General features: G+C 70.6%; 9 protein-coding genes. All 9 read left to right on the plus strand.

The window, feature by feature from the left end:
- The first annotated feature begins 4 nt into the window (after window positions 1-4).
- The 9 genes from nuoF to nuoN are packed head-to-tail and all read left to right on the plus strand — an operon-like array spanning window position 5 to window position 12,205.
- Window positions 5-1,336, plus strand: coding sequence for an NADH-quinone oxidoreductase subunit NuoF (gene nuoF, locus RM445_RS03350; RefSeq protein ID WP_311554486.1), 1,332 nt, complete (start codon window positions 5-7; stop codon window positions 1,334-1,336).
- Window positions 1,333-3,798, plus strand: coding sequence for an NADH-quinone oxidoreductase subunit G (locus RM445_RS03355; RefSeq protein WP_311554487.1), 2,466 nt, complete (start codon window positions 1,333-1,335; stop codon window positions 3,796-3,798). Before nuoF ends, RM445_RS03355 begins: the two co-directional genes overlap by 4 nt.
- Entirely contained in the window at window positions 3,795-5,219 is a 1,425-nt protein-coding gene (nuoH, locus tag RM445_RS03360; RefSeq protein ID WP_311554488.1) for an NADH-quinone oxidoreductase subunit NuoH, read from the plus strand. The genes RM445_RS03355 and nuoH overlap by 4 nt, the downstream gene beginning before the upstream one ends.
- Entirely contained in the window at window positions 5,220-5,777 is a 558-nt protein-coding gene (gene nuoI / locus RM445_RS03365) for an NADH-quinone oxidoreductase subunit NuoI (protein ID WP_311554489.1), read from the plus strand.
- The gene (locus tag RM445_RS03370) at window positions 5,774-6,643 is read left to right on the plus strand and encodes an NADH-quinone oxidoreductase subunit J (RefSeq protein ID WP_311554490.1); all 870 of its coding nucleotides are present in this window, start codon (window positions 5,774-5,776) and stop codon (window positions 6,641-6,643) included. Before nuoI ends, RM445_RS03370 begins: the two co-directional genes overlap by 4 nt.
- Window positions 6,640-6,939 carry an NADH-quinone oxidoreductase subunit NuoK gene (nuoK, locus tag RM445_RS03375; RefSeq protein WP_311554491.1) on the plus strand — a complete coding sequence of 100 codons (300 nt, stop codon included), beginning with the start codon at window positions 6,640-6,642 and terminating at the stop codon, window positions 6,937-6,939. Before RM445_RS03370 ends, nuoK begins: the two co-directional genes overlap by 4 nt.
- 39 nt (window positions 6,940-6,978) lie before the next feature.
- Complete coding sequence (nuoL, locus tag RM445_RS03380; protein WP_311554492.1) at window positions 6,979-8,940, plus strand: NADH-quinone oxidoreductase subunit L; 1,962 nt, start codon at window positions 6,979-6,981, stop codon at window positions 8,938-8,940.
- Window positions 8,937-10,610 carry an NADH-quinone oxidoreductase subunit M gene (locus RM445_RS03385; protein ID WP_311554493.1) on the plus strand — a complete coding sequence of 558 codons (1,674 nt, stop codon included), beginning with the start codon at window positions 8,937-8,939 and terminating at the stop codon, window positions 10,608-10,610. Before nuoL ends, RM445_RS03385 begins: the two co-directional genes overlap by 4 nt.
- A 14-nt stretch (window positions 10,611-10,624) precedes the next feature.
- A complete protein-coding gene (gene nuoN / locus RM445_RS03390) occupies window positions 10,625-12,205 on the plus strand; it encodes an NADH-quinone oxidoreductase subunit NuoN (protein WP_311554903.1) in 1,581 nt (526 codons plus the stop codon).
- The last annotated feature ends 34 nt before the right edge of the window (window positions 12,206-12,239 follow it).

A 12,239-nucleotide genomic window follows, 5' to 3' on the forward strand; every position in this document is an offset into this window, starting at 1 on the left:
CGCGATGACGGAACCCATCACCCCGGACCCGATCGTCCCGGTGCTCACCAAGCGCTGGCAGAGCCCGCGCGCCTGGGACATCGACGTCTACGAGCAGCTGGAGGGCTACACCGCCCTGCGGCACGCCCTCAGCGGCCTCCCGGACCAGCTGATCGAGCTGGTCAAGGCCTCCGGCCTGCGCGGCCGCGGCGGCGCGGGCTTCCCGACGGGCATGAAGTGGAGCTTCATCCCCCAGGGCTCCACGGGCCCGGGCGCCAAGCCCAAGTACCTCGTCGTTAACGCGGACGAGGGCGAGCCGGGCACCTGCAAGGACATCCCGACGATGATGGCCGACCCGCACTCGTTGATCGAGGGTTGCATCATCACCAGCTACGCGATCCGCGCGAACTTCTGCGCCATCTACATCCGCGGGGAGGCGCTGCACCCGCTGCGCCGCGTCCGGTACGCCGTCGAGCAGGCGTACGCGAAGGGCTACCTGGGCCGCGACATCCTCGGCTCCGGGTTCGACCTCGACATCGTCGTGCACGCCGGCGCCGGTGCCTACATCTGCGGCGAGGAGACGGCGCTGCTCGACTCGCTGGAGGGCCGCCGCGGCCAGCCGCGCCTCAAGCCGCCGTTCCCGGCCACGGCGGGGCTCTACGCCTCGCCGACGGTGGTCAACAACGTCGAGACGATCGCCTCGGTCCCGGCGATCGTGCAGGGCGGCAGCTCGTGGTTCCGCACCATGGGCCGGGAGAAGAGCCCCGGTCCGAAGATCTACTCGTTGTCCGGGCACGTCACCCGCCCCGGTCAGTACGAGGCGCCGATGGGCACCACGCTCCGGCAGCTGCTCGAGCTCGCGGGCGGCATGAAGGACGGCATCCCGCTGAAGTTCTGGACGCCGGGCGGGTCGTCGACGCCGATGTTCACCGCGGAGCACCTCGACATCCCGCTCGACTTCGAGGGCGCCGCGGGTGCCGGCTCGATGCTCGGAACCACGGCCGTCCAGCTCTTCAACGAGACGGTCTCGGTGCCGTGGGCGGTCATGAAGTGGACCGAGTTCTACAAGCACGAGAGCTGCGGCAAGTGCACCCCGTGCCGGGAAGGCACGTACTGGCTGCTGCAGATCCTCGAGCGGATGGTGCACCACGAGGGCACGCCCGCGGACGTCGACACGATGCTCGACATCTGCGACAACATCCTCGGCCGCTCGTTCTGCGCGCTCGGTGACGGTGCCGTCAGCCCCATCACGAGCGGGATCAAGTACTTCCGCCAGGAGTTCCTGGACCTGTGCACCGAGCAGCCGTCGGTCGCGCACCCGGACCAGCTGGCCGAACTGACCGGAGCCTCCGCATGACCATCGCTCCCGAGCAGAAGCCCGAAACCAGGCCGGTGCCCGAGGGCCACGTCCGGCTCACGATCGACGGGCGGGAGGTCGACGCGCCCAAGGGTGAGCTGCTGATCCGCGCCTGCGAGCGTCTCGGCATCATCGTCCCGCGCTTCTGCGACCACCCCCTGCTCGACCCGGCGGGCGCCTGCCGCCAGTGCCTGGTCGAGGTCGAGATGGGTGGCCGGCCGATGCCCAAGCCGCAGGCCAGCTGCACCATGACGGTGGCCGACGGCATGGTCGTCAAGACCCAGCACTCCTCCCCGGTCGCGAAGAAGGCGCAGGAGGGGGTCATGGAGCTGCTGCTCATCAACCACCCCCTCGACTGCCCCATCTGCGACAAGGGCGGCGAGTGCCCCCTGCAGAACCAGGCGATGAGCACGGGCCGCACCGACTCCCGGTTCGTCGACGTGAAGCGCACCTTCCCCAAGCCGCTCCCGATCTCCACGCAGGTGCTGCTGGACCGCGAGCGCTGCGTGCTGTGTCAGCGCTGCACCCGCTTCTCCGAGCAGGTCGCCGGCGACCCGTTCATCGACCTGCTCGAACGCGGCGCACTGCAGCAGATCGGTGTGGCACAGGACAAGCCGTTCCAGTCGTACTTCTCCGGCAACACCATCCAGATCTGCCCGGTCGGGGCGCTGACCAGCGCGGCGTACCGGTTCCGCTCGCGCCCGTTCGACCTGGTGTCGACCCCCGGCGTCGACGAGCACTCCGCCAGCGGGGCGGCGATCCGGATCGACTCCCGCCGGGGCACCGTGATGCGCCGGCTGGCGGGCAACGACCCCGAGGTCAACGAGGAGTGGATCGACGACAAGAGTCGCTTCGCCTTCCGCTACCTCACGAGCAAGGGCCGGATCACGCGGCCGATGGTGCGGGGCAGCGACGGCGTGCTCGTCGAGACCTCCTGGACCGACGCGCTCCAGGTGGCGGCGGAGGGCCTGCTCGCCGCCCGCGCGGGTGGCATCGGTGTGCTGGCCGGCGGCCGGCTGACGGTCGAAGACGCCTACGCCTACGCCAAGTTCGCGCGCGTCGCCGCGGGGACCAACGACGTCGACTCCCGCGCCCGCACGCACAGCGCCGAGGAGCTCGACTTCCTCGCCGCGCACGTCGTCGGCCACGGCCCCGAGCGGCTGAGCTACACACGGCTCGAGGCGGCGCCCGCGGTGCTCTGCGTGGCGCTGGAGCCGGAGGAGGAGGCACCGGTCGTCTTCCTGCGCCTGCGCAAGGCCGCGCAGAAGCACCGGCAGAAGGTCTTCCACCTCGGCCAGTGGACCACCCCCGCGGTGCTGCGGACGGGGGTCGAGCTCGGCTCGTCCGAGCCCGCAGCCCGCGACGGGCTGATCCGCGCGGTGCCCGGAGCCGAGGCCGCGGTGCTGACCGAGCTGGCCGAGGTCGCCCCGCACGTCGTCGAGGCCCTGACGGGCGGTGGCGTGATCCTCGTGGGAGAGCGTGCCGCCGAGGTGCCGGGCCTGTACACAGCCGTCGCCCGGCTCGCCGAGCGCACCGGCGCCGTCGTCGGCTGGGTGCCGCGGCGTGCCGGGGAGCGCGGCGCGGTCGAGGCCGGTGCACTGCCCACGCTGCTGCCGGGCGGTCGCTCGGTGACCGACTCCGCCGCCCGCGCGGAGGTCGAGCGGGCCTGGGGGCTCCCGGACGGCGCACTGCCGACCACCCCGGGCCGTTCCACCAGCGAGATGCTCGACGCGGCCGCGGCGGGCGAACTGGCGGCACTGGTCGTCGGCGGGGTCGACCCGCTCGACCTCCCGGACCCGGCAGTGGCACTGGAGGCGCTGCGGAACGTCGGTTTCCTGGTGAGCCTCGAGCTGCACACCTCGGCGGTCACCGAGCTCGCGGACGTCGTGCTGCCGGTCGCTCCGGACGCCCAGCGGTCCGGTAGTTACGTGAACTGGGAGGGCCGCCGTCGCGAGTTCGGCCCCGCGCTGGACGCCACCGGCGTGCTGCCCGACTGCCGGGTGCTCGACACCCTGGCCGTCGAGATGGACGTCGACCTGTTCACCCAGACGCCCGCGGCCGCGGCAGGCGACATGGCGCGGCTCGGCACCCGTGCCGGTCTCTCCTCGCCGGGCCCGGTCGTGGCGCCTGCCGAGCCGCTGCGCCCCGTCGTCGTCGGGCAGGCCGTGCTCGCCACGTGGCGTCAGCTGCTCGACGAGTCGTCGCTCGCCGTCGACGAGCCTGCGCTGGCCGGCACGGCCCGTCCGCCGCAGCTGCGGTGCAACCTCGCGACGGCCCAGCGCCTGGGCCTGACGGCCGGAGCGCCGGCGACGGTGCGCACCGAGCGTGGGGCGATCACCGTGCCGCTGGTGATCGCGGACCTGCCGGACGGCGTGGTGTGGCTCCCCGCGAACTCCCCGGGCTCCCGTGTCCGCGACACGCTGGGAGCCGGGCACGGCGATCTCGTGGGGGTGTCGGCATGAACCTCGCCCAGAGCCTCTCGGCCCAGATCGGTTCGACACAGGTGCTCGCGCAGGGGCCGGCTCCCGAAGGCCTCACCCACACCCAGCAGCTGCTGGCCGACGACCCGATCTGGCTGATCCTGATCAAGGTCGTGGGCCTGTTCGCGCTCGGCGTGGTGCTCACGCTCTTCATGATCAACTGGGAGCGCAAGGTCGTGGCCCGGATGCAGCAGCGTCCGGGGCCGAACCGGGTGGGGCCGAAGGGCTGGCTGCAGAGCCTCGCCGACGGGCTCAAGCTCGCGTTCAAGGAAGACATCATGCCGGTGGCGGCCGACAAGAAGGTCTACTTCATCGCCCCGGTCATCTCCACGATCCCCGCCTTCGTCGCCTTCTCGGTGATCCCGTTCGGCGGCGAGGTCTCGATCTTCGGCGAGCGCACCGCGCTGCAGCTGGTCGACCTGCCCGTCGGCGTGCTCGTCGTGCTGGCGTGCAGCTCGATCGGCGTCTACGGCATCGTGCTCGGCGGCTGGGCGTCCGGTTCGCCGTACCCGCTGCTGGCGGCGCTGCGCTCGGCGGCACAGGTGATCTCCTACGAGATCGCGCTGGGTCTCTCCGTCGTCGCCGTGATCCTCTACGCCGGGTCGCTGTCGACCGCGGACATCGTGAGCGCACAGGCGTCGGGCTGGTTCGGCTGGCTGCTCATCCCGAGTTTCGCCGTGTTCGTCATCGCGATGGTGGGCGAGACCAACCGCGCCCCGTTCGACCTGCCCGAGGCCGAGTCCGAGCTCGTCGGCGGTTTCCACACCGAGTACTCGTCGCTGAAGTTCGCGCTGTTCTTCCTCGCCGAGTACGTCAACATGGTCACCGTCTCGGCGATGGCCACCACGCTGTTCCTCGGCGGCGGCCAGTGGCCGTGGCCGCTGTCGTTCCTCAACGGCAACGGCTGGTTGCAGTTCGTGGCGTTCCTGATCAAGACGTTCATCTTCCTGTTCGTCTTCATCTGGCTGCGCGGCACGCTGCCCCGCTACCGCTACGACCAGTTCATGCGGCTGGGCTGGAAGGCCCTGGTGCCGCTGAGCCTGCTGTGGATCCTCGTGGTCTTCGCGCTGCGCACCTACCGCACCGTGGGCAGCGGAGACGTCACAGTCGTGCTGCTGACGCTGGGCATCGTGGTCGCCGCCGTGCTGGTGGTGGCGTTCCTCGTCCCGGACCGCCACCGGCCCGAGGCGCCCGAGGTCGAACCGGCCTCCGACTTCCCGCTGCCACCGCTGGACCTCGTGGTTCCCGACCCGTCGCGCCCCCGCAGGCGCGCGGTGGACGACGCACCTGCGCCCCGCGGCCGTCGGAACCGCTCGGCCCGGGGCACGGTCGGGGCCGGCGCCCGTTCCCGCACTTCCGGCTCCGACTCCGCGCATGACCCTTTGGCTAGGGAGAGCGAGTAGATGTTCGACTTCTTCAAGGGGTTCGGCGTCACCTTCTCGACGATGTTCAAGAAGGTGGTCACCGAGGAGTACCCCGAGGACTTCCCGCCGCCCGCCCCGCGCTACCACGGCCGCCACCAGCTGAACCGGCACCCGGACGGCCTGGAGAAGTGCGTGGGCTGCGAACTGTGCGCCTGGGCCTGCCCGGCCGACGCGATCTACGTCGAGGGCGGCGACAACACCGAGGAGGCACGCTTCTCCCCGGGTGAGCGCTACGGCGCGATCTACCAGATCAACTACCTGCGGTGCATCGGCTGCGGCCTGTGTGTCGAGGCCTGCCCGACCCGCTCGCTGACGATGACGAACTTCTACGAGCTGGCCGACGACAACCGGCAGGACCTGATCTTCACCAAGGAGCAGCTGCTCGCCCCGCTGCTGCCGGGCATGGAGCAGCCCCCGCACCCGATGCGGCTGGGGGAGAACGAGCAGGACTACTACGTCCAGGGGCCGACGCTGGCGCGGCGCTCGATGAAACCGGGCTCCGATGTCCCTGACCCGGTGGGGGAGCAGGTCCGATGAGTCTTCTGCTGCTCGCCCAGGAGGCGGGTCTGCCCGGCGGCGCCGACACCGGGCTCGGCGAGGGGATCGCCTTCTGGATCCTCGGCCCGGTCGCGCTGGCCGGGGCGCTGGGAATGGTCTTCGCGCGCAACGCGGTGCACTCGGCTCTGTGCCTGGCCGGGACGATGCTCTCGCTGGGGCTGCTCTACATGGCCCAGGGCGCGCTGTTCCTCGGGTTCGTGCAGATCATCGTCTACACGGGTGCCGTGATGATGCTGTTCCTGTTCGTGCTGATGCTCGTCGGCCGCGACAGCTCGGACTCGGTGGTCGAGGTGTTGCGCGGCCAGCGGGCGGCGGCGCTGCTGTTCGGCGTCGGGCTCGCGGTGCTGCTGGTGGCCGCGGTCGGGCGGGCGTTCACCGACGTCACGCCGGTCGGGCTCGACGCGGGCGGCGCGAACTGGAACGGCAACGTGCCCGGCATCGGTCGGCTGATCTTCACCAAGTACCTGTTCGCCTTCGAGCTCACCTCGGCGCTGCTGATCACCGCCGCGCTGGGGGCGATGGTCCTGGCGTACGCGCAGACCCGCGCACACGCCAAGCGCAGCCAGCGGGAGACCGTGGAGGCACGGCTGCGCGGCGAGCACGCCCGGATCTCCCCGCTCCCCGGCCCCGGGGTGTTCGCCACGGCGAACTCGGTGGCCGTGCCGGCGCTCCTGCCGGACGGCTCGATCGCGCCCGAGTCGCTCTCCGAGATCATCGACCGGACCGACGTCCAGCCGGCACCCGTGCCGTCGCCGGACGACGCACACGCGCTGACCGGCCGCCCGCATGCCGGCAGTGATCACAACGGTTCGCGCGCCGACGCCGTCGAGGGAGCCGACCGGTGAGCACCACCTATTACCTGCTGCTCTCCGCGCTGCTGTTCTCCATCGGCGCCGTCGGCGTGCTGGTGCGGCGCAACGCCATCGTCGTGTTCATGTGCGTCGAGCTGATGCTCAACGCCGTGAACCTGAGCCTCGTCACGTTCGCCCGCATCAACGGCGCGCTCGACGGCCAGGTGATGGCCTTCTTCGTGATGGTCGTCGCCGCGGCCGAGGTCGTCGTCGGGCTTGCGATCATCATGTCGATCTTCCGCACCCGCCGCACCGCGTCGATCGACGACGCCAACCTGCTCAAGTACTAGGAGTGTCCGTGCACCGGTCCCCGACGGTGGAGAACCGAGATGAGTGAGCTCCCGGAGGTGGGCGCCGCCACCGGTACCGCGTCCCTGGCGTGGCTGCTGTTCGCGCTGCCTGCGCTCGGCGCCGCGGTCCTGCTGCTCGCCGGACGCCGCGCGAACCGGTGGGGACACTGGCTCGGTGTCGCGACGGTCGCAGCGGCGTTCGTCGTCGGCCTGCTGATCTTCTTCGACACCCTCGCGCTGGATCCCGCCCAGCGCACGCGGGAGCTGTCCCTGTTCCAGTGGTTCTCCGTGGGCGGCCTGGACGTCGACTTCGGGCTGCGGCTCGACCCGCTGTCGCTGACGTTCGTCCTGCTCATCACCGGCGTCGGCACGCTGATCCACCTGTACTCGGTCGGCTACATGAGCCACGACCCCGGTCGGCGGCGGTTCTTCGGCCAGCTCAACCTGTTCGTCACCGCGATGTTGCTGCTGGTGCTCGGCAACAACTTCGTGATGCTCTACCTCGGCTGGGAGGGCGTCGGGCTCGCCTCGTACCTGCTGATCGGCTTCTACCAGGACCGCCCGTCCGCGGCCACGGCCGCGAAGAAGGCCTTCCTCATGAACCGGGTCGGCGACGTCGGCCTGGCGATCGCGATCTTCCTGCTGTGGCGCGACCTCGGCACCCTGCAGTACACCGAGGTGTTCGAGCGGGTCGGCGACCTCTCGGGCGGGGTGCTCCTCGCGATCACGTTGATGCTGTTGCTCGGTGCCTGCGGCAAGAGCGGCCAGTTCCCGCTGCAGGCGTGGCTCCCGGACGCCATGGAGGGCCCGACCCCGGTCTCGGCGCTCATCCACGCGGCGACCATGGTCACCGCGGGCGTCTACCTCATCGCCCGGACGCACCCGATCTACGACCTGTCCACCGCCGGGCGACTGGTCGTGGCGATCATCGGAACGGTCACGCTGCTGATCGGGGCGATCATCGGCTGCGCCTACGACGACATCAAGAAGGTGCTGGCCTACTCGACGGTCAGCCAGATCGGCTACATGTTCCTCGCGGTCGGGCTCGGTCCGGCCGGCTACGCGCTGGGCATCTTCCACCTGCTCACCCACGGCTTCTTCAAGGCCGGGCTCTTCCTCGGGGCGGGCTCGGTTATGCACGCGATGAACGACGACGTCGACATGCGCCGTTTCGGCGGGCTGGCCCGCTACATGCCGATCACGTTCGCGACGTTCGGGCTGGGCTACCTCGCGCTGATCGGCTTCCCGTTCCTGTCGGGCTACTTCTCCAAGGACGCGATCATCGAGGCCGCGTTCGCGCAGGAGGGCTGGCAGGGCTGGGTGTTCGGCGGCGCCGCCACCCTGGCCGCCGGGCTCACCGCCTTCTACATGACGCGGCTGGTGCTGATGACGTTCTTCGGCGAGCGGCGGTGGGAGAAGCTGACGTCCGCCCCGACCCCTGAAAATCCGGCTGGGCACGACTACCACCCGCACGAGTCGCCAGCCACGATGACGGTCCCGATGATCGTGCTGGCGTTCGGGTCGGTCGGCGCGGGCGCGGTGCTCAGTGGCATCGGCCTCACCGAGTGGCTCGCGCCGTCGTTGGGGGAGCTCACCGAGGTCGAGGGTGGCGTCCTGCCCCACGCGGTGATCCCGTGGCTCGTCGTCGCGCTCTCCGCGCTCGGCGTGCTCATCGCCTGGCTGACGGTCGGGCGCCACCGCGTCCCGGTCGAGAAGCCCGCCCTCGTCTCGCTGCCGGTCCGGGCCGCCCGTCGCGACCTCTACGCGAACGCGATCAACGAGGCGCTCATCGCCCGTCCCGGCACGTGGCTGACCCGAGCGCTGGTGTACTTCGACAACCGCGGCGTCGATGGGCTGGTCAACGGCATGGCCGCGGGCCTGGGCGGCAGCTCGGGGCGGATGCGCCGGTTGCAGACCGGCTTCGTGCGCTCGTACGCGCTGAGCATGCTCGGCGGCTCGGTCCTGGTCATCGGCGCTCTCCTCGCGGTGGTGTACGCGTGAACTTCCTGCTCCCCGTCCTGCTGGTGTTCCCGCTGGTCGGCGCCCTCGTGATGTACCCGCTGCGGGGCACGCCGGACGTGGCCAAGAAGGTCGCGATCGGCACCGCCCTGCTGCAGATCGTGCTGGCGGCCGTCACCTGGTTCGCCTACTCGGTGCCCGCCGCTGAGGCCGGCACCCGTTTCCAGCTCGAGTTCGTGCTCGAGTGGATCCCGGCGTTCGGCACCCGGTTCGCGCTCGGGATCGACGGCATCGCGCTCGTGATGATCGCGCTGACGGCGTTCCTCGTGCCCGGGCTGATGCTGTTCTCGTGGGAGGAGCGGCTGCCCGAGGGCCGCACGGCGTCGGGCTACTTCGCGCTTCTGCTGGCCACCGAGGCGACGCTGATGGGCGTCTTCACCGCCACGGACGTCTTCCTGTTCTACGTGTTCTTCGAGGCCATGCTGATCCCGATGTACTTCCTCATCGGGCGCTTCGGCGGCCCGCGCCGGCAGTACGCCGCGGTGAAGTTCTTCCTGTACTCGCTGTTCGGCGGCCTGATCATGCTCGCGTCGCTGATCGGGCTGTACGTCGCGAGCGCGCAGTACCTGCCTGCGGGCGGCACGTTCGACTGGGCGACGCTGCGCACGATCGTCCCGCTGATCCCCGAGTCGACCCAGATCTGGCTCTTCCTCGGGTTCTTCATCGCGTTCGCGATCAAGGCGCCGCTGGTGCCGCTGCACACCTGGCTGCCCGACGCCGGTGCGGAAGCGCCGATCGGCGCGGGCGTGCTGCTGGTCGGCGTGCTCGACAAGGTCGGCACGTTCGGCTTCCTGCGCTACTGCCTGCCGCTGTTCCCGCTGGCCAGCCAGCGGCTCGCGCCGCTGGTGCTGGTGCTCTCGGTGATCGGCATCCTGTACGGGGCGCTGCTCGCGGTGGGGCAGAAGGACATGAGCCGGTTCGTCGCCTACACCTCGATCGCCCACTTCGGCTTCATCGCTCTGGGGATCTTCGCCTTCTCGACGCAGGCGTTCGCCGGCTCGGTGCTCTACATGGTCAACCACGGCCTGTCGACGGGAATGCTCTTCGTGATGGTCGGCCTGCTCGCCGCCCGCGGCGGCTCGCGCATGATCAACGACTACGGCGGCGTCGCCAAGCTCGCTCCGGTGCTCGCCGGGTGCTTCCTGCTGGCGGGGCTCTCGTCGCTGGCGCTGCCCGGCACGAACTCCTTCGTCAGCGAGTTCCTCGTGCTGGTCGGCTCGTTCCCGCGTGAGCCAGTGTTCACGGTGCTGGCCACCATCGGCATCATCTTCGCCGCGCTGTACGTGCTCTGGGTCTACCAGCAGACGATGCAGGGGCCGGTGCGCGGCAAGGCGGTCCTCGACGCCCTGGGGCGCAGTAACCGATCCGGCCCCGACGCGTCCACCCCGCACTCCGCGCGGGGCGGCCGCCCCGCGCCGGATCAAGCCGGCGGTCCAGGCGCCATGATCGACCCGGCGATCGCGGCCCGCCGGGCGGGGTCGGGCTTCCCGGACCTGTCCGTCCGCGAGATCACGGTCCTGGTGCCGCTGATCATCGCGATCCTCGTGCTCGGTTTCTTCCCCGGCCCGGTGCTCGACGTGGTGAACCCGTCGGTCGCGGCCACGATGACGGAGGTCGGCCTCACCGACCCGGTGGGAGGGCTTCCCCGATGATCAACCTCGCCCAGGTGGAGCAGGTGACGGCTCCGCCGATCGACTGGGGCGCCATGGCACCCCTGCTCGTCGTGCTGGGCGCCGCCTGCGCTGCCGTCCTCGTCGAGGCGTTCCTCCCGCGGCACCAGCGCTGGCCCGTCCAGGTCGGGCTGAGCGTCGCCGCACTGGGGATCGCCGGTCTCGCGCTCGGCCTCTACGCCGGGGGCGAGCCCGCTGGCATCACGACGATCGGCGATGCACTGGCCGTCGACCGTCCGACGCTCTTCCTCTGGGGCACGCTGCTCGCGCTCGGGTTGGGCAGCGTCCTGCTGATCGCCGATCGCTCGGTCGAGCCGGGCGGGGCGTTCGTGGCGTCCGCGGCCTCCCGGGCCGCAGCCGGAGGCTCGGCTGCGGTGGCGTACGACCCGACGGACCCCGACCGCTCCTACGGGTCGCCGGACCAGGTTCCGACGATGCAGACCGAGGTCTTCCCGTTCACGCTGTTCGCGCTCGGCGGGATGATGACTTTCGTCGCCGCGAACGACCTGCTGACGATGTTCATCGCGCTCGAGGTGCTCAGCCTTCCGCTGTACCTGATGTGCGGGCTCGCCCGGCGGCGCCGGCTGCTCTCGCAGGAGGCGGCGGTCAAGTACTTCCTGCTCGGGGCGTTCGCCTCGGCGTTCTTCCTCTACGGCCTCGCACTGATCTACGGGTACGCGGGCTCGGTCCGGCTCACGGACATCGCGAACGCGTCGGCGGGCTCCGCGCGATCGGACACGCTGCTGTTCGCCGGGCTCGCGCTGCTCGTCGTCGGCCTGATGTTCAAGGGTTCGGTCGGCCCGTTCCACACCTGGACCCCGGACGTCTACCAGGGCGCGCCCACGCCGGTCACCGCGTTCATGGGTGCCTGCACCAAGGTCGCGGCCTTCGGTGCCATCCTGCGCGTGCTGCAGGTGGCGTTCGGCGCCACCCGCTGGGAGTGGCGGGGCGTCCTGTGGGCCGTGGCGATCGTCTCGATGGTCATCGGCGCGGTCATCGGCCTGACGCAGACCGACATCAAGCGGATGGTCGCCTACTCGTCGGTGGCACACGCCGGCTTCCTGCTGATCGGCGCGATGGCCGTCACCCCGCAGGGCGTCTCGGGCACGCTGTTCTACCTGCTGGCCTACGGGTTCACCACGCTCGCGGTGTTCGGGGTGATCAGCCTCGTGCGCAACGCGGACGGGGAGGCCACGCACCTGTCGCAGTGGGCGGGCCTCGGCAAGCGCTCGCCGCTGACAGCCGGGATCATGACGTTCCTGCTGCTCGCCCTGGCCGGCATCCCGTTGACGAGCGGCTTCACCGCCAAGTTCGCGATCTTCGCCGCCGGCATCGCCGACGGTATGGCGCCGCTGGTCGTGATCGCGCTGGTCGCGAGCGCCGTGGCGGCGTTCTTCTACCTCAGGGTGATCGTGCTCATGTATTTCAGCGAGCCTGCTGCGGACGGTCCGACCGTGACGGTGCCGGGCGCGTTCACCACTGCCGCGATCACGCTGGGTGTGCTGCTGACGCTGCTGCTCGGCATCGCACCGTCGTTGGCCCTGGACTGGGCGAGCGGCGGCGGGTTCGTGGGCTGAGTGGCTACGGACCGCGCACGGGTTTTCGTAGGGT

It is taken from the genome of Pseudonocardia charpentierae (assembly GCF_031845345.1).
Taxonomy (GTDB): domain Bacteria; phylum Actinomycetota; class Actinomycetes; order Mycobacteriales; family Pseudonocardiaceae; genus Pseudonocardia; species Pseudonocardia charpentierae.